General features: G+C 74.6%; 20 protein-coding genes. 9 read left to right on the top strand and 11 right to left on the bottom strand.

What is annotated here, in order from left to right:
• Positions 1-109: 109 nt before the first annotated feature.
• Together ACFW01_RS28725 and ACFW01_RS28720 are read right to left on the bottom strand one after the other, a co-directional pair.
• The gene (locus tag ACFW01_RS28725) at positions 110-772 is read right to left on the bottom strand and encodes a response regulator transcription factor (protein ID WP_234959981.1); all 663 of its coding nucleotides are present in this window, start codon (positions 770-772) and stop codon (positions 110-112) included.
• 289 nt (positions 773-1,061) lie between these two features.
• Positions 1,062-1,739: a DUF3000 domain-containing protein gene (locus ACFW01_RS28720; protein ID WP_384508280.1), complete on the bottom strand. Its 678-nt coding sequence runs from the start codon at positions 1,737-1,739 to the stop codon at positions 1,062-1,064.
• A gap of 151 nt (positions 1,740-1,890) precedes the next feature.
• On the opposite strand from ACFW01_RS28720, the gene hemE reads away from it, so the two are divergent.
• On the top strand, positions 1,891-2,958 hold the full coding sequence (hemE, locus tag ACFW01_RS28715) for a uroporphyrinogen decarboxylase (RefSeq protein ID WP_384508277.1): 1,068 nt from the start codon (positions 1,891-1,893) through the stop codon (positions 2,956-2,958).
• Positions 2,959-3,003: 45 nt separating this feature from the next.
• Here hemE and ACFW01_RS28710 read toward each other — a convergent pair whose 3' ends face one another.
• A complete protein-coding gene (locus ACFW01_RS28710) occupies positions 3,004-4,098 on the bottom strand; it encodes a hypothetical protein (RefSeq protein ID WP_384508274.1) in 1,095 nt (364 codons plus the stop codon).
• 71 nt (positions 4,099-4,169) lie between these two features.
• A complete protein-coding gene (locus ACFW01_RS28705; protein WP_384508272.1) occupies positions 4,170-5,687 on the bottom strand; it encodes a glycoside hydrolase family 3 protein in 1,518 nt (505 codons plus the stop codon).
• Positions 5,688-6,175: 488 nt separating this feature from the next.
• Between ACFW01_RS28705 and ACFW01_RS28700 the strand changes: the two genes are divergently transcribed.
• From ACFW01_RS28700 to ACFW01_RS28675, 6 genes are all read left to right on the top strand, one after another.
• Complete coding sequence (locus ACFW01_RS28700; RefSeq protein WP_384508269.1) at positions 6,176-7,267, top strand: phytanoyl-CoA dioxygenase family protein; 1,092 nt, start codon at positions 6,176-6,178, stop codon at positions 7,265-7,267.
• Positions 7,249-8,574, top strand: a complete 1,326-nt coding sequence (locus ACFW01_RS28695) for a DUF6271 family protein (protein WP_234959987.1) — start codon at positions 7,249-7,251, stop codon at positions 8,572-8,574. The genes ACFW01_RS28700 and ACFW01_RS28695 overlap by 19 nt, the downstream gene beginning before the upstream one ends.
• 5 nt (positions 8,575-8,579) lie before the next feature.
• Positions 8,580-9,791 carry a type III PLP-dependent enzyme gene (locus ACFW01_RS28690; protein WP_384508283.1) on the top strand — a complete coding sequence of 404 codons (1,212 nt, stop codon included), beginning with the start codon at positions 8,580-8,582 and terminating at the stop codon, positions 9,789-9,791.
• Positions 9,784-10,371: a GNAT family N-acetyltransferase gene (locus tag ACFW01_RS28685; protein WP_384508265.1), complete on the top strand. Its 588-nt coding sequence runs from the start codon at positions 9,784-9,786 to the stop codon at positions 10,369-10,371. The genes ACFW01_RS28690 and ACFW01_RS28685 overlap by 8 nt, the downstream gene beginning before the upstream one ends.
• On the top strand, positions 10,371-11,600 hold the full coding sequence (locus ACFW01_RS28680; protein WP_384508262.1) for an MFS transporter: 1,230 nt from the start codon (positions 10,371-10,373) through the stop codon (positions 11,598-11,600). Before ACFW01_RS28685 ends, ACFW01_RS28680 begins: the two co-directional genes overlap by 1 nt.
• A gap of 99 nt (positions 11,601-11,699) precedes the next feature.
• Entirely contained in the window at positions 11,700-12,047 is a 348-nt protein-coding gene (locus tag ACFW01_RS28675; protein WP_234959991.1) for a hypothetical protein, read from the top strand.
• Between the two features lie 15 nt (positions 12,048-12,062).
• Here the strand turns inward: ACFW01_RS28675 and ACFW01_RS28670 are convergent, their stop codons facing one another.
• Both ACFW01_RS28670 and ACFW01_RS28665 read right to left on the bottom strand, forming a co-directional pair.
• Positions 12,063-13,463, bottom strand: coding sequence for an FAD-dependent oxidoreductase (locus ACFW01_RS28670; protein WP_234959992.1), 1,401 nt, complete (start codon positions 13,461-13,463; stop codon positions 12,063-12,065).
• 36 nt (positions 13,464-13,499) lie between these two features.
• Entirely contained in the window at positions 13,500-14,483 is a 984-nt protein-coding gene (locus tag ACFW01_RS28665) for a DUF4349 domain-containing protein (RefSeq protein WP_234959993.1), read from the bottom strand.
• Positions 14,484-14,651: 168 nt separating this feature from the next.
• Between ACFW01_RS28665 and hemG the strand changes: the two genes are divergently transcribed.
• Positions 14,652-16,142, top strand: a complete 1,491-nt coding sequence (hemG, locus tag ACFW01_RS28660; RefSeq protein WP_234959994.1) for a protoporphyrinogen oxidase — start codon at positions 14,652-14,654, stop codon at positions 16,140-16,142.
• A 4-nt stretch (positions 16,143-16,146) separates the two neighbouring features.
• Positions 16,147-16,878 carry a hydrogen peroxide-dependent heme synthase gene (gene hemQ, locus ACFW01_RS28655; RefSeq protein ID WP_161332426.1) on the top strand — a complete coding sequence of 244 codons (732 nt, stop codon included), beginning with the start codon at positions 16,147-16,149 and terminating at the stop codon, positions 16,876-16,878.
• A gap of 34 nt (positions 16,879-16,912) precedes the next feature.
• Here hemQ and ACFW01_RS28650 read toward each other — a convergent pair whose 3' ends face one another.
• The 5 genes from ACFW01_RS28650 to ACFW01_RS28630 form a co-directional block, all read right to left on the bottom strand.
• Positions 16,913-18,502, bottom strand: a complete 1,590-nt coding sequence (locus ACFW01_RS28650) for an alpha/beta hydrolase (RefSeq protein WP_234959995.1) — start codon at positions 18,500-18,502, stop codon at positions 16,913-16,915.
• Between the two features lie 138 nt (positions 18,503-18,640).
• A complete protein-coding gene (locus tag ACFW01_RS28645) occupies positions 18,641-19,438 on the bottom strand; it encodes a TIGR04222 domain-containing membrane protein (protein ID WP_234959996.1) in 798 nt (265 codons plus the stop codon).
• Between the two features lie 117 nt (positions 19,439-19,555).
• Entirely contained in the window at positions 19,556-20,899 is a 1,344-nt protein-coding gene (locus ACFW01_RS28640; protein ID WP_384508255.1) for a DUF692 domain-containing protein, read from the bottom strand.
• Between the two features lie 113 nt (positions 20,900-21,012).
• On the bottom strand, positions 21,013-21,585 hold the full coding sequence (locus ACFW01_RS28635) for a GNAT family N-acetyltransferase (RefSeq protein ID WP_384508252.1): 573 nt from the start codon (positions 21,583-21,585) through the stop codon (positions 21,013-21,015).
• Between the two features lie 12 nt (positions 21,586-21,597).
• Complete coding sequence (locus tag ACFW01_RS28630) at positions 21,598-22,401, bottom strand: alpha/beta fold hydrolase (RefSeq protein ID WP_234959999.1); 804 nt, start codon at positions 22,399-22,401, stop codon at positions 21,598-21,600.
• Positions 22,402-22,428 lie beyond the last annotated feature (27 nt).

The raw sequence follows: 22,428 nt of genomic DNA, 5'->3' as shown, positions 1-22,428 counted from the left end.
GGGGGGGCGCACCCGTCAAACCACTGGGGGGGGGGGGGCGGCCCCCCCCGCCGTCCCGCCCCGGGGGCGGGCGCCGGGGGGTCGTAAACCGGTCAGGCCGGTGAACGGGTCAGTGAATGATGCCGGTGCGCAGGGCCACCGCGACCATCCCGGCGCGGTCGCCCGTGCCGAGCTTGCGGGCGATGCGGGCCAGGTGGCTCTTGACGGTCAGGGCGGACAGGCCCATGGAGACGCCGATCGCCTTGTTCGACTGGCCCTCCGCGACCAGCCGCAGCACCTCCACCTCGCGGCCGGAGAGCTCGCGGTAGCCGCCCGGGTGGCTCGGGGCACCTGGGGGGCGGCGGTGCAGGCGGGCGGCCGCGGCGCCGATGGGGGCGGCGCCAGGCCGGGTGGGGAGCCCGACGTTGGTGCGGGTGCCGGTGACGACGTAGCCCTTGACGCCGCCGGCGAGGGCGTTGCGCACGGCGCCGATGTCGTCGGCGGCGGACAGGGCGAGACCGTTGGGCCAGCCCGCGGCGCGGGTCTCCGACAGGAGGGTCAGGCCGGAGCCGTCGGGGAGGTGGACTTCCGCGACGCAGATGTCGCGGGGGTTGGCGACGCGGGGACGGGCCTCCGCGACGGACGAGGCCTCGATGACGTCGCGCACACCGAGCGCCCACAGGTGGCGGGTGACGGTGGAACGGACGCGCTGGTCGGCCACGACCACCATGGCGGTCGGCTTGTTCGGGCGGTAGGCGACCAGGCTTGCAGGCTGCTCGAGGAGAACGGACACCAGGCCTCCTGGGGGGCGGGGACGGGGCCGGCTCGTGGGGGTGAAGGCGGGACGAACCGTGCTTTCAAGGTCACAGTCGTCTTCGGCACCGAACCCGTCCGCCTTTAGAGAAAGATCACGATCTGGTGAGTAACAATCCGAGCAATTCGGACACGCGGTCGATCATTCGAAGATCGAACGGTTTCGCACTTTGTCGATACGCGGCCGAAAGTGGTCGTGTCGACAAAGTGACGGAACGTTTCCTGGACGTGCGGAAGCCCCCTGGTGAAGCGGTGTGAGCGTGCGTGGGTCAGCGCGACTGCGGGCCGCGGCGCTGCGGCAGCGTGACGATCGACGCGTCGCCGGGCCCGGCCGGCGGCAGCCCCGCGACCTGCGCCAGCAGATCGCACCACGAGGCGAGGTGCGCCGCGGTGTCGGGGACGCCGCCCAGCCCCTCGCGCGGCGTCCAGGAGGCCCGGATCTCGATCTGCGAGGCCGCGGGGCGCGCGGAGAGACCCCCGAAGTAGTGGGAGCTCGCGCGTGTGACGGTGCCGCTCGGCTCCCCGTAGGTGAGGCCGCGGGCCTGGAGCGCGCCGGTGAGCCAGGACCAGCACACCTCGGGCAGCAGCGGATCCGCGGCCATCTCCGGCTCCAGCTCGGCCCGGACCAGGGTCACCAGCCGGAAGGTCCCGTGCCAGGCGTCGTGCCCGGCCGGGTCGTGCAGCAGCACCAGCCGGCCGTCCGCCAGGTCCTCGTCGCCGTCGACGACCGCGGCCTCCAGCGCGTAGGTGTGCGGGGCGAGCCGCTGGGGCGCGCGGGTCGGCTCCACCTCGATCTGCGGCCGCAGCCGCGCGCCCCGCAGGGCCTCGACGGCGGCCGCGAAGGCCGGCGGTGCCGTACTCCCCTTGTGCGGGGCCCCCTCCTCGGTTCCCTTCGCCTCGTCCATTCCGCCAGCGCCGTCCGACAGTCGTCCCTGAGCCGCAGCCATGCGGGGAACCCTAAGCGGAACGGCGGCCCGGCGCAGGGAGGGACACCCGCGCGCGGACGCGATGTCCGGATCCCGCGGTACCCCGAGGGCGCGCGGGAGCCGCCCCACCCGCGGTCCGGGACCGTCCGCGCGCCGTGCGAGACTTGCCGGTGTGAGTGCCAACCAGAGCCCCGCGGGCCAGCCGCCGACCGCCACGTACGACTCCGCGTTCCTCAGGGCCTGCAGGCGCGAGCCGGTGCCGCACACCCCGGTGTGGTTCATGCGGCAGGCCGGGCGCTCGCTGCCGGAGTACCTCAAGGTGCGCGAGGGCATCCCGATGCTCGAGTCCTGCATGCGGCCGGAACTGGTCACCGAGATCACCCTCCAGCCGGTCCGCCGGCACGGCGTGGACGCCGCCATCTACTTCAGCGACATCGTGGTCCCGCTCAAGGCCATCGGCATCGACCTCGACATCAAGCCGGGCGTCGGCCCGGTCGTCGAGAACCCGATCCGCACCCGCGCGGACCTGGAGCGGCTCCGCGAGCTGACCCCCGAGGACGTCACCTACGTCAGCGAGGCCATCGGCCTGCTCACCCGCGAGCTGGGCGCCACCCCGCTGATCGGCTTCGCCGGGGCGCCGTTCACCCTCGCGAGCTACCTCGTGGAGGGCGGCCCGTCCCGCAACCACGAGCACACCAAGGCGCTCATGTACGGCGACCCGCAGCTGTGGGCCGACCTCCTGGACCGGCTCGCCGGCATCACCGCCGCCTTCCTGAAGGTGCAGATCGAGGCGGGCGCGAGCGCCGTCCAGCTCTTCGACTCCTGGGTCGGCGCCCTCTCGCCCGCGGACTACCGCGCCTCGGTGCTGCCCGCCTCCCGCAAGGTCTTCGAGGCCGTCGCCGGGTACGGCGTGCCGCGCATCCACTTCGGTGTCGGCACCGGCGAGCTGCTCGGCCTGATGGGCGAGGCCGGCGCGGACGTCGTCGGCGTCGACTGGCGCGTCCCGATGGACGAGGCGGCCCGCCGGGTCGGCCCCGGCAAGGCGCTCCAGGGCAACCTGGACCCCGCCGTCCTCTTCTCCACCCCGCAGGCCGTCGAGACCAAGGCCGGCGAGGTCCTGGACGCGGCGGCGGGCCTGGAGGGCCACGTCTTCAACCTCGGCCACGGCGTCCTGCCCACCACCGACCCGGACGCGCTGACCCGCCTCGTGGAGTACGTCCACACCCGCACCGCCCGCTGAGCCCCGCTCACCCGTCGCAGGGCGACCCGCGGCGGGCGGTGCGCCTCACCAGCCGCTCCCCGCCGCCTCCACGTCCGCGGCACCTCCCAGCACGGCCGCCGCCACCAGCGGGTACAGCAGCTCGCCCACGGCCGCCAGCCAGCGCACCGGCACGACCCTGCGCAGCGCCCCCGGCGCCAGCGTGGCCAGCGCCTCCCGGGCCGCCGGACGGCCGAGGTCGGGGAAGCCGCCGAGGTCCCGGGTCACCACGCCCAGCGTGTAGGCGGTGGTCCACACCTCGGCGAGCAGGACGTCGCTGACCCGGTCGTGGATCAACTCCCGGTGCGGGACGCTCCCCAGCGCCGTCCGCAGCGACGCCACGACCCGCTCCCGCCCGATGCCCCGCTCAAGCAGCGCCTCGTCGGCCGGCACCCGGCGCCAGCCGTCCGGACGCACCGGGTCGCGCAGGTAGACCACGGCCAGCTGCTCCCACCAGCAGAAATACGGCACCGCGTGCATCGCGGGCAGCACGGAGCCCTCCGGGTCGCCGGCGGGGGCGAGGCAGGCGGCGCCGCGCGGGCCCATCACGTCGTTGCCGACGAGGCTCGGCGGGTTGGCGTGGTCGACCGGGCCGGCCACCGGGACGACCCGGCCGACGTCGTGCAGATAGTCGAGCAGGGTGACGTCGTCGGTCGCGTCGGGCGCGGCCTTCGCGGCGGCGTACGCGTCGAATCCCCGGGCCAGTCCGGCGGGCAGCACCAGCGCGACGGACGGGAGGTAGTCGTCCACCACGGGCGCCCAGGCGTGGCCGAGCAGCGCCGCGGCACGGACCGCGTTGGCGGTGCGTGAACCCCACTCGGTGAACAGGCTGACGGAGTCCCGCGGCCGGGCGGCGGCCAGTGCGGCGACGGTGTCCGCGAACTCCGGGGCGAGCACGGCGTCGTCCTGGAGCACCAGATGGTGTGTGGCGTCGGCGGACACGGACCGCCAGGCCAGGCGCGCCGTGCGCAGCGCCGACGGCGGACCCTGCGGCTCCGGGTCGGTGACGACCCGCGCGGCGAGCGCCGGGTGCGCCTCGGCCAGTGCCTCGGCCGCGGCCCGCCGCCGCGGGTGGGCCATGATCACAGTGGACAGGAGGAACTGGGAACGGTGCGGTGTCATCCTCGGGTCTCTCTCGCGGGGGCCGGGGCCGCCGCCCCGCCCCTTTCGGTCTGGGTCATCGGGCCCGGGTGTCAGTCCGTCCCCGCCAGGACCTCCGCCGCCGCCACCCCCGACGCCGCGCTCGCGCCGTGCGTGAAGATCTGGGCGTGGGGAGCCGTGCTCGTGCCCGGCAGGCCCATCTCCACCACGATCGCGTCGGGGCGGGCCGCGGTCAGGCCGGTCACCGCGCGGCTCATCCACGGGTGGCGGGCCGCGTCGCGGGCGACGACGACCAGGGGGCGCCCGGCGGCCGGTTCGAGGGCGCAGCTCGTCAACTCCACCGTCCCCTCACGCAGTTCCTCGTCGTGCACCCGTACCGAGGTCGTGCCGGGCAGCCGCTCGCGCAGCGGGCCGGCGACGCCCCACGGGGTCTCCTTGCCGATCGCCATGTTCGTCACCGGTGCCAGCTCGACCACGTGCGGCGCGGCGGTCAGCGGCAGCGCCTGGCGCGCGGCCCCGGTGAGCCGGACGGCGCGGCGGGCGGCGAGGTGCCCGATCCCGTCACCGGCCGTCTCCCCGGCGCCCCCGGCCGACGCCCGCAGCGCGGCCGACCAGCCGGCGAACTCCCGTACCCGGCCCGCCGCCTCGGCCAGCCGCTCCTCCGGCAGCTCACCGGCGGCGACCGCGGTGGCCAGCGCCTTGACCAGCAGCTCGGTCGTGGCCTCCTCGGCGCTCTCGCCGCCGACGCAGATCGCGTCCACCCCGGCGGCGACGGCCTGCACCGTGGCTCCGTCGATGCCGTACCGGCGGGTGACGGCGCCCATCTCGATGGCGTCGCTGACCACCAGCCCGTCGAAGCCCAGTTCACCGCGGAGCAGGTCGCGCAGGATGATCCGGCTGAGCGTGGCCGGCAGGTCGGGGTCGTAGGCGGGCACGAGCAGGTGGCCGCTCATCACCGCGCGCACCCCGGCCGCGAGGGCCGCCCGGAACGGGGGCAGGGCCTGGGCCGCGATCTCGTCCCGGCCGGCACCGTAGGCCGGCAGGTCGTGGTGCGAGTCGACGGCGACGTCCCCGTGGCCGGGGAAGTGCTTGGCGCAGGCGGCGACGCCGGAGGACTGGAGGCCCTGGATCCAGGCGGCGGTGTGCCGGGAGACCACGTCGGGGTCCGAGCCGAAGGAGCGCACGCCGATGATGGGGTTGTCGGGGTTGGAGTTGACGTCCGCGCTCGGCGCGTAGTCGAGGCTCACCCCGGCGGTGCGCAGCTGCCGGCCCAGGTCGGCGGCGACGGCCTCGGTCAGCTCCGTGTCGTCGACCGTGCCGAGCGCGAAGTTGCCCGGCCGGGACGATCCGGTGGCCGACTCGATCCGGGTGACGTCACCGGCCTCCTCGTCGATGGCGACGATCAACTCCGGGTTCTCCGCGCGCAGTTGCGCGGTCAGCCGGGCCACCTGCTCGGTGGAGACGATGTTGCGGGAGAAGAGCACCACGGAGGCCAGGCCGTCGCCGATGTCGCGCAGGAGCCAGTCGGGCGCCTCGGTGCCGACGAAACCCGGCTGGAGGACGGAGAGCGCGAGCCGGCGCAGCTCGCCGTTGTGCTTGCTGGAGGCCATCGGGCGCGCCTTTCGGTGACGTTTCTTGGTATAGACCAAGGGGGTGCGCGTTCAGGTTAACCAGGCCTGTCAAGAGGGGTGTCGCCGAACTCGGAAGTAACAACTCTCCTCGTCGGGAGGGGTGTTGACACCTTCCCTTGGTCTAGTCCATTGTGAGGCGCAAGTTCGGCGAGGGACACATGGGACACCAGTTTCCGCGCCGGACACCTGCCGCGGCCGGGCTGCGAAGACCGCTCGCGACGCCTTCCGTACGACGACTTCCGTGACGACCACCCCGGACGAGACGACCATTCCGGACGAGAGCGCGGACCGGGCGAGCCCCTGAACCGGGAGAGCCCCGTCCGTCCGAGCCGCCCTCGTCGCCCCGCTCCGCCCCCGGACGCGAGCGGGCCCCGCTGCCCCCACCGACCTGATGTGTGACGGCCCGACCTCCGTCGCACACACCGCCGTTGCCCGCACGGTGCGACGGCGAGGATCTGGAGCACCACATGGCGACGCCCGATTCCTACCTCCACCGAGCCCCGTCGGACATCCCCTACTTCAGCGCGGACGCCGACACCTACCTGGCCCGCACCCAGCTGCGCGACCTGGACAAGACCCGCCCGCTGCGGGTGCTGTCCGAGGAGGACTTCGCGCACTGGCAGACGTACGGCTACGTCGTGGTCAAGGAGGCGATACCCGCCTCCTCCGCGCGCCGGCTGCTCGACTTCGCCTGGGAGTTCCAGGGCCTCGACCCGGACCGCCCCGACACCTGGTACCAGGACCGCGAGTACCGCTCCGACCTCGACCGGGAACTGCACATCTACGGCTTCGTCGAGGCGTACCAGCACCAGCTCATCTGGGACAGCCGGCAGTCCCGGCGGGTGTACGACGCCTTCGTCGACGTGTGGGACTGCGAGGAGCTGTGGGTCACCCTGGACCGGCTCAACCTCAACCCGCCCAACGTCGGCAACCGCGACCGCGCCCTCATCGACAAGCCCGAGCGCGGCTTCGACATCGATCTGCACTGGGACGTCGACACCACGCTCGGCGTGCTGCCCCAGCGCGTCCAGGGCATTATCGCCCTCAACGACACCAAGCCCGACCACGGCGGCTTCCAGTGCTGTCCCGAGCTGTTCCGCCGCTTCGACCGCTGGAAGGCGCTCCAGCCCGACGGCCGTGACCCGATCCGGCCCGCGATCGACCGCGAGGACATGCCCGTCGTACGGCCCGACCTGGAAGCCGGCGACCTGCTCATCTGGAACGGCCTGCTGGCCCACGGAGTGGCGCCCAACGTCTCCGGCGAGGGCGTGCGCGCCGTCCAGTACCTGTCGATGATGCCCGCGCTGGAGAGCCACCGCCGGCTGCGCGACTCCCGCGTCGACTCCTGGCGCAATCTCACCACCCCCGACTGGAACGTCACCCTCCTCGGCGACGCCCACCGCCACGAGTCCGAGCGCTACGGGCCCGCCGAGTTGAACGAACTGGGTGCCAAGCTGCTGGGCCTGACGTCCTGGCACGAGGACGACGGCACCGGTACCGACACGGACCAGGCCACCGACGAGGCCACCGGGGACGCCGCATGCGCAGCATCTGCCTGACCCTGCCCACCAACCGGCACTGTCCGGACACCATCACGGCACTCGGCGAGGAAGCCGCCTACGCGGCCGCTCACTTCGACATCGATGTCCACCTGCTGGTCCTCGACTCCTGCCCGCCCGAGGACCACGCCGCCCACGCCGAGGCGCTGCGGCGACTGCCCCCGCATCCCCGGATCACGGCGCACCACCTCGACGAGGCCGCCCAGCGCGACTTCCTGGAGCGGGTCACGGCACGCTCCGGCAGCGCCAAGCCGGAGCTGCTCCTCGACCTGATGCTGCCCGACGGCGTGTCCTACGGCGCCTGCACCAACCGCGCCTTCCTGATCGCGGCGGCGCTCGGCTGCGAGTCCGTCCACCGCAGGGACTCCGACAGCCGCTACCAGAGGGTGGACGGCCGCACCGTCTTCCCCGTCCACCACGAACTGCTCTCCCTCGGCAGGCGCGCCGCCGACGCCGTGTCCGGCGTCACCGAGTCCGCCCTCGCCGACGGCCTCCTCGCACGGCGGGTCGCCATGGTGGGCAGCTCCTTCGTGGGCGAACTCTCCGTGGACATCGCGCGGATACGCGACGCCGACCCCGGCGTCTACCACGACGTGGTCTCCCTGTGGGCGCCCGAGGACTGGACCCCCGAGCAGAAACGGGACCTGGTCGAGGAGTCCTTCGCCGGCGCCGGCACCGAACCCTTCACGGCGGACCACTCGCTGCTCACGGTGGTCGACCCGATGCGGGTCGACATGTGCAACATCGCCTTCCACGGGGAGACGGTCAGCGAACGCGTACCGCTGCCGCCCGCCCGCGACACCATCGGCAGCGACTACTTCCTCATCCACCTGGTGCACGACGCCCGGCTGCCCGGCGTGCTGCACAACCGCAACATCGTCAACTACTACACCGGCGAACGGCGGACCGGTCCCGGCTTCCTCGCCTACCAGACCCGCTTCGCCAAGTTCCTGCTGTCGATGCTCTACTTCCACTTCGTCTACGACCGCATGGCCGAGGCCGGCGACACCCTCCTGGACGAGCACGGCCGGGCCCGCCCCGCCGCGGTCGCCGCCCTGGCCCGCGAGAGCACCGGCCTGGACACCGCGGAGAACGTCCGCAGGCTCGACGCCCTCGACTCCGCCTACCGGCGCCTGGGCGGCCCGTACGCCGACTTCGCCGACCTGCTGGCCGGCCGGCGCGAACGGCTCCTCGACGAGGCGCGCGGCGACATGGCCGACTTCGCCCTGCTGACCGAAGCGTGGCAGGGGCTGGTCGCCGCCGCCAAGGCCACGCCCCCGGTCCGGCCGCCGGCGGCGTCGCGGTGAGCGCGGTGACGGGCCCGGTGCCGGGCACGGTCCTCGGCGAGCCCCTGGCCGCCGCCCTCGCCGCCGCCACCGGGGACCGCATCGTCTACGACCTGGCCGGCATCGAGCAGCGGTACGACACCCTGCGCCGGGAACTGCCCGGCGTCGAGGTGCGGTTCGCGATGAAGGCCTGCCCGGTCGACGAGGTCCTCACCACCCTGGCCCGGCGCGGCGCCGGCGCCGACGCGGCCAGTCCCGGCGAGATCGAACAGGCGCTGCGCGCCGGAGTGCCGGCCGGGCGCGTGCACTACGGCAACACCGTGAAGTCCGACCGGAACATCGCCGAGGCGTACCGGCTCGGCATCCGCACCTTCGCCACCGACAGCGTCCAGGACGTCGCCGCCCTCGCCCGCCACGCCCCCGGCGCCCGCGTCTTCTGCCGGGTGGCGACCGGCGGGGCGGGAGCCGTGTGGGGGCTCAGCAACAAGTTCGGCTGCTCGCCCGGCGACGCCGTCCGCGTCATGGAACGGGCCCGGGACGCCGGTCTGGTCCCGGCCGGCCTCTCCGTGCACGTCGGCTCCCAGCAGATAACCGGCGAGGCGTGGCACGCCGCCGTCGAGGACCTCGGCGAGGTGCTGCGCGCGCTGCACCGGCGCGGCATCCGCGTCGACCACGTCAACCTCGGCGGCGGCCTGCCCGCGCTCGGCTACCGCGACCGGCGCGGCACCGTTCTGGACCCACCGCTGGACAAGATCTTCGCGGTGATCCGGGAGGGCACGGACGAACTCCGCCGCATCCACGGCGGACCGCTGGACTTCGTCATCGAACCCGGCCGGCACCTCGTCGCCGACCACGGCGCGATCCGCGCCCACGTCGCCCGCCTCACCGAACGCCGGGACGCCGACGGCGAACGGCGGCACTGGCTCTACCTGAGCTGCGGCAAGTTCAACGGCCTCTACGAGATGGACGCCCTCCAGTACCGGCTGGTGTTCCCGACCCACCCCGACGGGCCCACCGTCCGGGCCGTCGTCGCCGGCCCGACCTGCGACAGCGACGACGCCTACTCCCACGAGGAGGGACTGGTGCCCGTACCCCGGGCACTCGCCTCGGGCGACCCGGTCTGGGTGCTGTCCGCGGGCGCCTACGCGACCAGCTACACGACCCTGGGCTTCAACGGCTTCGCCCCCCTCCCGTACGCCTGGGCCGACCGTCCCGAGGGGGCCGGCGCCGATGACTGACTCCGTGCGCGTCCGGCCCCTCGCCGACCGGGACTGGGACGCCGTCGTGGCCCTGGAGCGGGACGCCTACACGGGCCTCGGGCTGTCGGAGGGCCGGGCGGCGCTGGAGTCCCGCGCGGCGGCCTCGCCGGACACCTGCTTCGTCGTGGACATCGGCGCCCGCACCGCCGGATACGTGCTGGCCCTCCCTTACCCGCCGCACCGCTGGCCGGACCTGACGCGGGCGGAGGAGGCCGCGACGGCGTTCCCGGCCGGCAACCTCCACCTGCACGACATCGTCGTGGCACCCGGCCTGCGCCGCAGAGGGCTGGCGCGGCACCTGCTGCACCACCTGACCGGCACCGCCCGGACGCGTGGGGACGAGCGGATCTCGCTGGTCGCCGTGGGCGGCACCGAGCGGTTCTGGTCGGCGCGCGGCTTCGTGGCCGAGCCGGGGGTGGTGCCCGAGGGCGCCTACGGCGGCGAGGCCGTCTACATGTCCAAGCCGGTCCCGGCCCACCCGGCCCACCCGGACCACCCGGCCCACCCCTCCCTCTCCCCGTCCCCGAACCCGCCCCCGTTCCTGCGCGAAGTGAGCTGATGCGCGTGTCCCGTGTCCACGACCCCTTCCTGCGCGGCCAGTTGGCGATCGCCGCGCTGTTCCTGTCCCTCGGCTTCCAGTACGCCACCTGGGCCGCGCGGATCCCGGCGATCAAGTCCGACCTGGACCTGAGCGCCGCCGAGGTGGGGGTGCTCCTGATGGCCGCGGGGGTTGGCGCGGCGGTGTCGTTCCCGGTGGTGGCGTGGCTGATGCGGCGCATGGGCTCGCGGCGGCTCGGCCTGCTCTCCCAGCTCGGCCTCGCCCTGCTGCTGCTCGGCCTGGCGGCGGCCCCCAACTACCCGGTGGCCCTGCTGGTGATGTGCGCCGACGGCGTCCTCGTCGGCTGCCTGAACGTGGCCATGAACGCGCAGGGCGCCGCCCTGGAGACACGGCACGAACGCAACACGATGGCGAAGCTGCACGCGACGTTCTCCGCCGGCTCGCTGCTCGCCGCGCTGCTCGCCTCGGGCATGACCGCCGCCACCGACGCGGTCGCCGCGCACTTCGGCGTGGCCGTCGTCCTCCTCGTCGCCCTGGGCGCGTCCGCGCGGACGGGGCTCCTCGACGACGAGGCACCGGCGGACGAGCCGGGCGAGGCGGCCCGTGCGGACGCGGCCGTCACCGCCGAGGGGAAACCGGCCGGCCGCCGCTGGACCGTCCCCTCCAGCCTGACCCTGTGGATGTGCTGCGCCATGGTCTTCGGCACGGTCGCCGAGGGCGCCATGAACGACTGGTCCGCCCTCTACCTCAAGGACGTCGCCGAGGCGTCGGCGGAACTCGCGCCCCTGGGCATCGCCGTGGTGTCCGGGATGATGGTCGTCGCCCGCCTCTTCGCCGACGGCTGGCGGGCTCGCTGGGGCGACGGCCGGGTCGTCCTCCTCGGCAGCGCGGTCGCCGCCGCCGGCCTCGCCCTCGCCCTGGTCAGCGGCGGCGTCGCACCGGCCCTCGCGGGCTTCGCCTGCATGGGCCTCGGCATCGCCGCCGTGACCCCCTGCGTCTACGCCGCCGCGGCCCGCCAGGGCTCGGACGCGCTCACCCTGGTCGCCGCCATGGGCACCACCGGACTGCTGGCCGGGCCGCCGCTCATCGGCTTCATCGCCGGTGCGAGCAGCCTTGCCTGGGGCATGGGCGCCGTCGCCGCGTCCGCGGGCGCCGTCGCCCTGTGCAGCACCCGCATCCGCTGGACCCCGGCACCGGCCGTACCGGACGAAGCCGCCACCCCCGCCTGACCCCGCCCCCTTGAACGCCCCCGGCCGCGCGTACGTATGCCCTCACAACCGCCCGCGGCCCGGGGAAGGCGGACGCGGGCACGACGTGAGGATCAGGCGATGAACGAACGGGTCACACCGGCGCCGGCGATGCACGCCCTGCCCGACGGGGAGGCCGAGGTCGCCCTCGTGCTGCGCCTGCCCTGGGAGGACGTGGCCCGGCTCGGCCAGGAGGCCGGGCGGCTGGCCGCGCAGATGCAGCGGCCGGTGACGCTGGACGAGGCGGTGAGCCACCGGCTGCGCTCCGCGCGGGCCGCGGCGACGCACGCCAGGCCGGCCGGCGAACAGCCGCCCGCGGTGGCCGCGTCGGCGCCCGGCACCGCACCCGCCTCGGTGTCGTCGCTGCCCGCGCGGCCCCCGGCCGAGCAGGCACGGCAGGCCATCGACCGGATCAACGGGACCGCGTAGGAGGCGCCGCCGCACTCAGCCGCGCTCCTCCTCCACCGCCCGCGACGCCCTGCGGGCGGCCACCAGCACGGGGTCCCACACGGGGGAGAAGGGCGGCGCGTACCCCAGGTCGAGGGCCGTCATCCGGTCCACCGTCATCCCGGCCGTGAGGGCCACCGCGGCGATGTCGACCCGCTTGCCGGCGCCCTCGCGGCCGACGATCTGGACGCCGAGCAGCCGGCCGGTGCGCCGCTCGGCGAGCATCTTCACCGTCATGGGGGAGGAGTCCGGGTAGTAGCCCGCGCGGCTGGTCGACTCGATCGTGGCCGTCACGAACCGCAGCCCCGCCCGCAGGGCGTCCTTCTCGCGCAGCCCGGTGCGCGCGATCTCCAGGTCGCACACCTTGCTGACCGCCGTGCCGACCACGCCGGGGAAGGTGGCGTAACCGCCGCCCACGTTGGTGCCGATGACCTGACCGTGCTTGTTGGCGTGCGTGCCCAGCGGGATGTGCCGCGACTGCCCGGAGACCAGGTCGAGCACCTCCACGCAGTCACCGCCCGCCCAGATGTTCTCGTGCCCCCGCACCCGCATGCCGAGGTCGGTCAGCAGCCCGCCGTGCGCGCCGAGCGGCAGCCCGGCGGCCTCGGCCAGCGCGGTCTCGGGGCGTACGCCGATGCCGAGCACGACCACGTCCGCCGGGTACTCGGCGTCCTCGGTGGCCACCGCCCGGACCCGGCCGTCGTCCCCGGTGAGCACCTCGGTGACCTCGGCGCCGTTCACCATGGTGATGCCGAGGCCCTCCATGGCCTCGTGCACCATGCGGCCCATGTCCGGGTCCAGCGTCGACATCGGCTCCCGGCCGCGGTTGACGACCGTCACCTCGTAGCCGCGGTTGATCATCGCCTCGGCCATCTCCACGCCGATGTACCCGGCGCCGACGACCACCGCGCGACGGCCGCGCGTGCGGGTGAGCGTGTCGAGCAGCGCCTGACCGTCGTCCAGCGTCTGCACCCCGTGCACGCCGGGCGCGTCGACGCCCGGCAGCTCCGGCCGGATCGGCCGCGCCCCGGTGCCGATCACGAGCTTGTCGTACGGCGTCCAGGACTCCGCCCCCGAATCGAGGTCACGCGCGCGTACCCGCCCGCCGGCCACGTCGATCTCCGTGACCTCCGTGCGCATCCGCAGGCCGATGTCCCGGGCGCGGTGCTCCTCGGGCGTGCGGGCGATCAGCTGGTCCCGGTCGGCCACGTCGCCGCCGACCCAGTACGGGATGCCGCACGCCGAGTACGAACTGAAGTGGCCGCGCTCGAACGCCACGATCTCCAGTTCGTCCGGGCCCTTCAGCCGGCGGGCCTGCGACGCCGCGGACATCCCCGCGGCATCACCGCCGATCACGACCAGTCGCTCTCTCGTACCGCCCGCGGCGCTCATGCTCATGCGAACACGCTACGCGGACCCGGCATTTCAGTCCCGTCAGTCCCGCGCGCCGGGCTCCTCCTCGCGCGCCGCCGGTGACGGCGACTCGGCAGGTGCGGGCGCCGGTGCCGTGCGGTGCGGCAGCCTGGGCCGCACCACCCGCAGCCACACCAGCACGAGCAGCGCCGCCACGACGGCGAACGGCAGCACCGCGCCGAGGGCCACCGCCAGCCAGCGCAGCATCGTCACGAAGGCGTCCCAACCGCCGGCCAGCGCGTCCGTGAACCCGGGGTCGTCGTCCCCTGCGGCCTCGTCGACCGGCGTCTCGGACAGCGAGAGGGTGATGGTGGCCAGGCTGGTGCGGTCCTTCAGGGACGCCTGCTGGGCCAGCAGCGCCTCCAGTTCGGTCTGCCGGGAACTCAGCTCGCCCTCCAGCGTCACCACGTCGCTCAGCTTCGTCGCCCGGTCCATCAGCTCCCGCACCCGGGCCACGCTGGCCCGCTGCGACCTGATCCGGCTCTCCACGTCGACGACCTGGTCGGTGACGTCCTCCGCCTTCGCGCCCCGGTGCAGCAGCTTCCCGGCACCCTCCAGGCCGTCGAGGACCTCCTGGTAGGCGTCGACGGGCACGCGCAGCTCCAGCCGGGTGCGTTCCCGGCCGTCCTCGTCCCGGCTGGTGTCCTCGTCGCCCACGTAGCCGCCCGCGTTCTCGACGGTGGTGCGGGCCTCGTCCAGGGCCTTCGGCACGTCCTCGACCTGCACGGTCAGCGAGGCGGTGCGGATGACGTGGGTCGCGGCGGCCTTCGGCGGCGCGGTCGCCTCGGCACCGGACGCCTCGCCGCCCGCCGCGCCCGGCCGGTCGTCGCCCGCCGAGCCCGGCCGGTCGTCGGCCGCCGAGGGAGCGGCCCCCTTGGCCGCGTCGCCCGCGCTGTCCACGCCGAAGTCACCGCCCTTGGAGGTGCATCCGGTCAGCGCGAGAGCCCCGGCCAGTAGGAGGGCGGCCAGCGCCGGAAGCGGTCGTGGGAAGGAGGATGTGCGCACAGGGGCCCCCGGGATCGTCGGTACGACTTGTCGTTCCTACGACGCGGGGAGCGGCCCGCAGGCCGGCGCGGAACGGTCCCGAACAGGTCACGGTCCGGACTCGCGGGGCCCGGACACGTGACCGGCCTGGTGGCGGCCCCGCCGGTGGGGTCTGAGACGCTGGGGGACATGTGCGCAAGCGAGACCCCCGCGGGGCGGGTTCCTGGGGACCGGGACCCGGGACCGGGACATGTCGTCGTCGTCGGAGCCGGCATCGCCGGACTGGCCGCCGCCCACCGCCTGCTGGAGCGGGGCGCCCGGGTGACCGTGCTGGAGGCCGCCGACCGGGTCGGCGGCAAGCTGCTGCCCGGTGAGATCGCCGGCGTCCGCGTCGACCTGGGCGCCGAGTCGATGCTGGCCCGCCGCCCCGAGGCCGTCGGCCTGGCCCGCGCGGCCGGTCTCGCCGACCGCCTCCAGCCGCCGGCCACCGCGTCGGCCTCCCTGTGGACCCGCGGTGCGCTGCGCCCCATGCCCAAGGGCCACGTCATGGGCGTCCCCGGCACCGCCGCCGCCCTGGCCGGCGTCCTCTCCGAAGAGGGCCTGGCCCGCATCGAGCGCGACGCGGACCTGCCGCGCACCGAGGTGGGCGACGACGTCGCGGTGGGGGAGTACGTCGCCGCGCGCCTCGGCCGCGAGGTCGTCGACCGCCTCGTGGAACCGCTGCTCGGCGGCGTGTACGCGGGCGACGCCTACCGCATCTCGCTGCGCTCCGCCGTGCCCCAGCTCTTCGAGGCGGCCCGCGACCACACCTCCCTCACCGAGGCGGTGCGCGCCCTCCAGGGACGGACGGCCACCTCCCCGGCGAGCGGCCCGGTGTTCATGGGCATCGAGGGCGGCATCGGCACCCTGCCCCTCGCCGTCGCCGAGTCGGTCCGCGCGCGCGGCGGCGAGATCGTCACCGGGGCACCCGTGACGGAGCTGCGCCGCACGGCTCCGGACGGCTGGCGGATCGTCGCCGGCGAGCGGGTGCTGCACGCCGGCGCGGTCGTCGTCGCCCTCCCCGCCCGCCCCGCCGCCGAGCTGCTGCGCGCCGAGGCGCCCGCGGCCGCCGCCGAGCTGTCCGCGGTGGAGTACGCCTCGATGGCCCTGATCACCCTCGCCTACCGCCGCTCCGACGCCGCCGCCCTGCCCGAGGGCAGCGGCTTCCTGGTGCCGCCGGTCGACGGGCACACCATCAAGGCGTCCACCTTCGCCTCCCGCAAGTGGGGGTGGATCGCCGACGACGACCCGGACCTGGTCGTCCTGCGCACCTCCGTCGGGCGGTACGGCGAGACGGAGATCCTCGGCCGCGACGACGCGGGCCTCGTCGCCGCCTCCCGGCACGACCTCGGGGAGGCCACCGGGCTGACCGCCGAGCCCGTCGCCACCCGGGTCACCCGCTGGCAGGACGGCCTGCCCCAGTACCCCGTCGGCCACCACGCGCGCGTGGCCAGGGTCCGCGGGCACGTCGCGAAGCTCCCGGGCCTCGCGGTGTGCGGGGCGGCCTACGACGGCGTCGGCATCCCGGCGAGCATCGCGAGCGCGTACGCGGCGGTCGACCGGATCCACGGGGCCCTGCGCGGCGCGGACGGGCCGACCGCCCACCCGGTGCGGAGTCCGCACGGCGGAGCGGGAGAATAGGGGCATGAGTGACGACGCCTCCACCGCTGCCGCCGGCCGGATCCCCAACAAGGGCAAGCTGGCCAAGGACCTCAACGAGGTCATCCGCTACACCCTCTGGTCCGTCTTCAAGCTCAAGGACGCGCTCCCCGAGGACCGCGCCGGGTACGCCGACGAGGTCCAGGAGCTGTTCGACCAGCTCGCCGCCAAGGACGTGACGGTCCGCGGCACGTACGACCTGTCCGGTCTGCGCGCCGACGCCGACCTCATGATCTGGTGGCACGCGGAGACCGCCGACCAGCTCCAGGAGGCGTACAACCTCTTCCGTCGCACGAAGCTGGGCCGCGCGCTGGAGCCGGTCTGGTCGAACATGGCGCTGCACCGCCCCGCCGAGTTCAACCGCGCGCACATCCCGGCCTTCCTCGCCGACGAGACGCCCCGCGACTACATCAGCGTCTACCCGTTCGTGCGCTCCTACGACTGGTACCTGCTGCCCGACGAGGACCGCCGCCGCATGCTCGCGGACCACGGCAAGATGGCCCGCGGCTACCCGGACGTGCGCGCCAACACGGTCGCCTCCTTCTCGCTCGGCGACTACGAGTGGATCCTCGCCTTCGAGGCCGACGAACTGCACCGCATCGTCGACCTCATGCGCCACCTGCGCGCCTCCGAGGCCCGCATGCACGTCCGCGAGGAGGTCCCCTTCTACACCGGGCGCCGCAAGGACGTCGCCGAGCTGGTGGCCGGGCTGGCCTGATCGGCCGGCCCGAGCCGGCGGCCGGGCGGCCTGATCAGGGCGCCGGGCTCGGCTCCGGTTCCGGGCGCGGGGCGCACGACGCGTTCCGCGCCGGGAGCCGGCCCGCCAGCAGGTACGCCTCCAGGTGGCCGTTGACGCAGGCGTTCGGTCCCCCCGCGACGCCGTGCGTGCCCGCGTCCCGTTCGGTCACCAGGACCGAACCCGACAGCCTGCGCCGCAGTTCCAGCGCACCCTCGTAGGGGGTGGCCGCGTCCCGCTCGGCGGCCAGGATCAGCGTCGGCGGCAGCTCACCGGGCGCGGTGCGCACGTCGAGGGGCCGCTGCCGGGGCACCCGCCAGTAGGCGCACGGCAGGTTGGTCCACACGTTGTCCCAGGTCTCGAAGGGTGCCCGGCGCGCCAGCCGTGTGTTGTCCCGGTCCCAGACCTCGAAGTCGGCCGGCCAGGGCGCGTCGTTGCACTCGACGGCCGTGTACACGGCGTTGGAGTTCTCCGACGCCTTCGCGCCCTTCGCGGTCCGCGTCCCCGCCTGGTCGATCAGCGGCTGCGGATCACCCTTCAGGTACGCCGACAGCGCCTCGGCCCGGTGCGGCCAGTAGTCGTCGTAGTACCCCGCACGCAGGAACGCCCCCTGCAACTGGGCGGGGCCCACCGTCCCGCCGGCCGGCTCCGCCGCGAGCCGCTCGCTCGCCTCCTCGTAGCTGTTCTGCACCTGCCTCGGCGTGTCCCCGAGGCCGTACACGGCGTCATGGCCGGCGATCCACTCCTTGAAGTCGTCCCAGCGGTCCTCGAACGCCTCCGACTGCTCCAGGTTGTTGCGGTACCAGACCAGCGCGGGGTCCGGATTCACCACCGAGTCGAACACCATCCGCCGCACCCGGGCCGGGAACAGCTCGGCGTACAGCGCCCCGAGGTAGGTGCCGTACGACGCGCCCATGAAGGTCAGCCGGTCCTCGCCCAGCGCGGCCCGCACCACCTCCAGGTCACGGGCGTTGTTGAGCGAGTGGTAGTGCCGCAGCGACTGGCCGGCGCGAGCGGCGCAGCCCCGCGCGTACGCCTCGGCCTCGGCGGCGCGCTTTTTCTTGTACGCGTCCGAGGGCTGTGTCGGGGCCGGGCGCGGGCCCTTGAAGAAGTCGCCGGGGTCCTGGCAGGACAGCGGCGCGGAGGGCGCGACCCCGCGCGGCGCGTATCCGACCAGGTCGTAGGCGCCCGCGATCCGCTTCCACTCGGGCACCAGGCCGACCAGCGGGAAGTACAGGCCCGAGCCGCCGGGACCCCCCGGGTTGTAGAGGAGGGCGCCCTGCCCGGGCACCTTGCGCTTGGGGTTGTCCGGGTCCTTGTGGGTGGCCCGCACGCGGCTGACGGTGAGCCGGAGCTGCTTCCCGTCGGGGTGCGCGTAGTCCAGGGGCACCCCGACCGTGCCGCAGCGCATGCTGCCCGGCAGGTCCTCCGCCTTCGGGCAGCTGCCGAACTCGATTCCGGCCGCCGCCGCCCGCCCGGCGGCCACGGCGGTGCCGCGCGCCTCGGCCGAGCCGTGGGCGGTCGGGGCCGCCTGGACCGGAGCGGTGGTGGCGAGGGTGGTCAGCAGCAAGGACCCGGCGGCCGAGTAGAGGGCGGCAGCTCGCATCGCGTATCCCTTCCGTGGCACGGGGGTGTCACAAGGGATGTTTGGTTCGCCCGGCGGGCAGGGCAAGCACCGCCCGCGGGTGTCGGCGCGGAGTGCCTCCGTACGCCCCCGGCGCGTCGGCGTGCCGGCGGCGGCCGGTCAGATCCGGCGCCCGCGGTACCCCTCGGTGTACGCCTCGCGGTGGGCGAAGGCCGCGCGCAGGTCCGGCTCGCCGATCGCGTGCACTCCGCGCACGGCGACGGAGGTGAGGTAGGTGCGCTCGTCGGCGGTGCCGTCGGCGTGCTGGACGAGGGTGCCGATGAGCCGCTGCCCGGCCGGGGAGGCCCAGCGGGAGTACGGGTGGATCTCCATCCGCGTGATGGCGAGGCAGCCCAGGGTCAGGGCGAGCGGCAGGGCGAACCACAGGGCGATCAGCATGCGCGGCTCGTGCGCGGGCAGGGGCAGCGCCAGCGCGGCGACGGCCAGCGCGCACACGGCCACCGCCGCGACCCGTACCCGCCGCACTCCGGCCGCGATGCCGTCGGAGCCGCCGTCCGGTACGGCGAGACCGGCGCCGACCAGCCGGTCGGCCAGGCCCCGTACCGGGTCGGCCGTGGCGGCGGTGGCCCGGACCGGGGCTATCCGGGACTGCCCCTCGGGCCCTATCGCCCCTATGACCGACCGCTCCATGTCGTCGCGTCCGCACGGGTCCACGACCGTCGCCCAGCCGGTGTGCGCGAGCAGCAGCCGGCGCTGGCGGGCCATCGAGACCAGCGTCAGGTCGGCCACCCGCCGCGGTCCGCCGGACAGGAACGCCGCCTCGTACAGGGTCAGCGCGTGCTCCCGCGCGGGGGTGCGCGGGGCGACGGCCGCCGTGCGCACGGCGGCCAGGCACAGCCGCAGACACGCGAGGCCGGCGACGGCCCAGGCCGACAGGAGGAAAAGGACCCAGAACATGCCGTACTTCTATGCCAAAGGCTTTCGCCGACGCCATGGCCTGTTCACATTTCGGGACGCAGTGTTGTGGGTATGTGACGTTCCGTTTGGTGATGTCCCGGACCGGCCATGGCCGGGTCAGCGGCGCAGCAGGACCCGCCTGGTCGCACGCGCCCACCGCACCCCCGGCCGCCTCGACCGCGGCACCGGCCCCGAGCGCTCCAGCCACCACTCCCGCAACTCCCGCCGCACACCGGCGTCCTCCGCCGCGGGCCCCGTCTCCGCGCTCAGCAGCCGCTCGGCGAAGTCGAGGGCGTCCCGTCGGTAGCCCGCGCCCATCGGGCACCCCCGCGCGTAGGCGAGGAACGCCGGCCGGTACGCCGGGCCGAGGATCACCGGCAGTTCGGGCGCCACCTTCGCGACCACGTCCGCCCGCTTCCCGGCGAGCGCCCGCGCCTGTACGCCCAGCCGCACCCGATCGAATCCCTCGGGCGCCGGCGCCCCCGCGACCAGCGCGGACAGCAGCGCGGCCTGCGCCAGACCGAGCCGCTGCCGTACGGCGTGGTCCGCCACGTCCGCCACGTTCGCCGCGTCCGCCTCGGGCGAGGCCGCTCGTGCCACGGACGCGTCCCGGTCGGCGGGCCCCGCGCTCTGGGCCCGCCCCCGCGCGACGGCGTCGCGGATCGCCTCCACCTCCGCCTCCAGCTCGCCCGCACCGGGGAAGTTCTCGTCCCGCTCCAGCAGGACGCCCGGCGGTGCCACCCGTGAGGCGAGGTCGGTGAGGATGTCGAGCACCGGCCGCGGGACGGGGTGGGCGTGGCTGTCGTGCCAGACGCCGTCCCGTTCGAAGCCGCCCGCGACATGGACGTAGGCGATGGCCTCCAGCGGCAGTTCGCCCAGCGCCTCGGCCGGGTCCGCCCCGATGTTCACGTGGTTGGTGTGCAGGTTCGCCACGTCGATCAGCAGCCGCACCCCGGTCCGGTCGGCCAGCTCGTACAGGAACTGCCCCTCCGTCAGCTCCTCGTCCGGCCAGGCGACGAGCGCGGCGATGTTCTCCACGGCGAGCGGCACGGGCAGCGCCTCCTGCGCGATGCGCACGTTCTCGCACAGCACGTCGAGCGCGTCCCGCGTGCGCGGCACGGGCAGCAGGTGCCCGGCCTCCAGGTGCGGGGAGGCGGTCAGCGCGCCGCCCGCGCGGACGAACGCGATGTGCTCGGTGACCAGCGGCGATCCGAGCGCCTCCGCGCGGTCGGCCAGCGCCGCCAGCCGCCCCGCGTCCGGCCGTTCGGCGCCGCCGAGTCCGAGCGAGACACCGTGCGGCACGACGGTCACCCCGCGCTCGCGCAGCCGCAGCAGCGATTCGGGCAGATGCCCGGGACAGAGGTTCTCGGACACGGCCTCGACCCAGTCGATGCCGGGCATCCGCTCCACGGCGTCCGCGATCTCCGGACGCCACCCGATGCCCGTTCCCAGTCGTCGCATGGTCGTGCCTCCTCCCCGTCGGTATGACGGGGGTATGGCCCGCCCGGCCCGCCGCCAACCGCGCGGGGGCCGTCTTCAGAGCAACATCTGAGGTTCGCGGCGGCCCCGGACGCTCAGCGCAGGTCGAGCCGCATCAGGACGCGCGGGTGTCCGGCCAGCACGGAGGTGGTGTCGGCGGCGTGGACGAACCCGGCGCGCTCGAAGTTCCGCCGGAGCCCCGCGTATGCCATCGTCAGGTCGACCCGGGCGTCCCCGTTGTCCAGCGGGTACGCCTCGATCGCCGGAGCACCCCGGGAGCGGGCGAATTCGACGGCCCCGGCGATCAGGGCGTGCGAGATCCCCTGTTTCCGGTGCCCGGGCCGCACGCGGACGCACCACAACGACCAGACCGGCAGGTCGTCCACGTGCGGGATCTTGCGGTTGCGGGCGAAGGAGGTGTCCGCGCGCGGCGCCACGGCGGCCCAGCCGACCGGCTCGTCCCCGTCGTGGGCGAGCACCCCGGGAGGCGGCCCCGTCCGGCACAGCTCGGCGACGTACGCGCCGCGGGCCGGGCCGCGCAGCTCCTTGTTGACCTTGGAGGGGACGCGGTAGCTCAGGCACCAGCAGACGTTGGCTCCGGGTGACTTGGGGCCGAGCACCGCGCGCACGTCCTCGAAGACCGTGGCCGGACGCACGTCGATGCTCATGCCACCACGATGTCACGCCGCACGGGGCGACGCCTCCGGCGCCCGCCCGGTGCCCAGGAACTCCTCCAGGAGCGGCACGAGCAGGGCCGTGCGCCGCATCAGCGTCATGTGGGTGGTGTCGGGGAGGACGGCGAGGCGCGCGTCGGGGATCAGCTCCCGCATCTCGGCGGCGTGCTCCACGCGCACGAAGTCGCGGTCCCCGACGACCAGCAGCGTGGGGGCCGTCAGCCCGCGCAGGTCGTCGGCGCTCCAGGGCAGGGGGCCGTGGGCGGCCTGCGAGCACTTGTCGATGAAGTCCTGGAAGTGCTCGGGGTGCGGAGCGGTGGCCGCGTAGGCGTCGGCCATCTCCTTGAAGTCGGCCTCGCCGGGCAGCAGCGGCGAGTCGTAGTCGGGGGTGCGGACCTCCTCGCGGTAGCCGTCCTGGGTGTACTGCGTGGCGGCGAGCACCAGCCGTCCCACCCGCGCGGGGTGCCGGACGGCGACCTCCAGCGCGGTCAGCCCGCCCAGACTGAACCCGAGCAGGTCGGCCCGCTCGATACCGAGGGCGTCGAGCAGGGCGACCACGTCACCCGCCAGGTTGGGCACGGTGATGGCACGCTCGATGTCGGCGGTGTGCCCGTGCCCCTGCAACTCGGGGGCCACGATGTGCCGGCCGGGGGCGAGCGCGGGCAGCAGGGCGCCGAAGCTCAGTCCGACGGTGAGGACACCGCCGTGCAGCAGGACCAGCGGACGCCGGGCGGCGTCCCGGGCGGTGCCGTGGATCTCGTAGTACATCTCCAGCCCGTCGAGGTCGGCGTGGGCGGAACTGTTCGGCACGGTGATCACGTCCGTTTCTGGGAGGTA

It is taken from the genome of Streptomyces sp. NPDC058985 (genome assembly GCF_042740985.1).
Lineage (GTDB): Bacteria > Actinomycetota > Actinomycetes > Streptomycetales > Streptomycetaceae > Streptomyces.
Note: the sequence above shows the minus strand (reverse complement) of the source record. Positions and strands in the feature narration are given on the sequence as shown.

Coding starts and splice junctions, on each gene's coding strand:
- ACFW01_RS28720 (WP_384508280.1), bottom strand. CDS start 1,739: ATGGCTGCGGCTCAGGGACGACTGTCGGACGGCGCTGGCGGAATGGAC.
- ACFW01_RS28710 (WP_384508274.1), bottom strand. CDS start 4,098: ATGACACCGCACCGTTCCCAGTTCCTCCTGTCCACTGTGATCATGGCC.
- ACFW01_RS28705 (WP_384508272.1), bottom strand. CDS start 5,687: ATGGCCTCCAGCAAGCACAACGGCGAGCTGCGCCGGCTCGCGCTCTCC.
- ACFW01_RS28700 (WP_384508269.1), top strand. CDS start 6,176: ATGGCGACGCCCGATTCCTACCTCCACCGAGCCCCGTCGGACATCCCC.
- ACFW01_RS28695 (WP_234959987.1), top strand. CDS start 7,249: ATGCGCAGCATCTGCCTGACCCTGCCCACCAACCGGCACTGTCCGGAC.
- ACFW01_RS28685 (WP_384508265.1), top strand. CDS start 9,784: ATGACTGACTCCGTGCGCGTCCGGCCCCTCGCCGACCGGGACTGGGAC.
- ACFW01_RS28680 (WP_384508262.1), top strand. CDS start 10,371: ATGCGCGTGTCCCGTGTCCACGACCCCTTCCTGCGCGGCCAGTTGGCG.
- ACFW01_RS28675 (WP_234959991.1), top strand. CDS start 11,700: ATGAACGAACGGGTCACACCGGCGCCGGCGATGCACGCCCTGCCCGAC.
- ACFW01_RS28670 (WP_234959992.1), bottom strand. CDS start 13,463: ATGAGCATGAGCGCCGCGGGCGGTACGAGAGAGCGACTGGTCGTGATC.
- hemG (WP_234959994.1), top strand. CDS start 14,652: ATGTGCGCAAGCGAGACCCCCGCGGGGCGGGTTCCTGGGGACCGGGAC.
- hemQ (WP_161332426.1), top strand. CDS start 16,147: ATGAGTGACGACGCCTCCACCGCTGCCGCCGGCCGGATCCCCAACAAG.
- ACFW01_RS28650 (WP_234959995.1), bottom strand. CDS start 18,502: ATGCGAGCTGCCGCCCTCTACTCGGCCGCCGGGTCCTTGCTGCTGACC.
- ACFW01_RS28645 (WP_234959996.1), bottom strand. CDS start 19,438: ATGTTCTGGGTCCTTTTCCTCCTGTCGGCCTGGGCCGTCGCCGGCCTC.
- ACFW01_RS28640 (WP_384508255.1), bottom strand. CDS start 20,899: ATGCGACGACTGGGAACGGGCATCGGGTGGCGTCCGGAGATCGCGGAC.
- ACFW01_RS28635 (WP_384508252.1), bottom strand. CDS start 21,585: ATGAGCATCGACGTGCGTCCGGCCACGGTCTTCGAGGACGTGCGCGCG.